This window comes from Herbaspirillum frisingense GSF30 (assembly GCF_000300975.2).
Classification (GTDB): domain Bacteria; phylum Pseudomonadota; class Gammaproteobacteria; order Burkholderiales; family Burkholderiaceae_D; genus Herbaspirillum; species Herbaspirillum frisingense.
On the sequence record NZ_AEEC02000090.1, the window covers coordinates 1 to 366 of the forward strand.

Genomic DNA, 366 nt, shown 5'->3' on the forward strand with positions numbered 1-366 from the left:
GGATCCGGCTGTAATCCGGGCAGCGCAACGGAACATTCATCAGTGTAAAAATGGAATCAATAAAGCCCTGCGCAGCGCGCAGGGTCAGCCTGAATACGCGTTTAATGACCAGCACAGTCGTGATGGCAAGGTCAGAATAGCGCTGAGGTCTGCCTCGTGAAGAAGGTGTTGCTGACTCATACCAGGCCTGAATCGCCCCATCATCCAGCCAGAAAGTGAGGGAGCCACGGTTGATGAGAGCTTTGTTGTAGGTGGACCAGTTGGTGATTTTGAACTTTTGCTTTGCCACGGAACGGTCTGCGTTGTCGGGAAGATGCGTGATCTGATCCTTCAACTCAGCAAAAGTTCGATTTATTCAACAAAGCC

1 protein-coding gene is annotated in these 366 nt (G+C 51.1%); it reads right to left on the minus strand.

Annotated elements, in window-relative coordinates; translation table 11 throughout:
- On the minus strand, positions 1 to 289 hold a 289-nt coding region (locus tag HFRIS_RS24435), incomplete at its 3' end, for an IS5/IS1182 family transposase (protein ID WP_039877301.1).
- Positions 290 to 366: the final 77 nt, after the last annotated feature.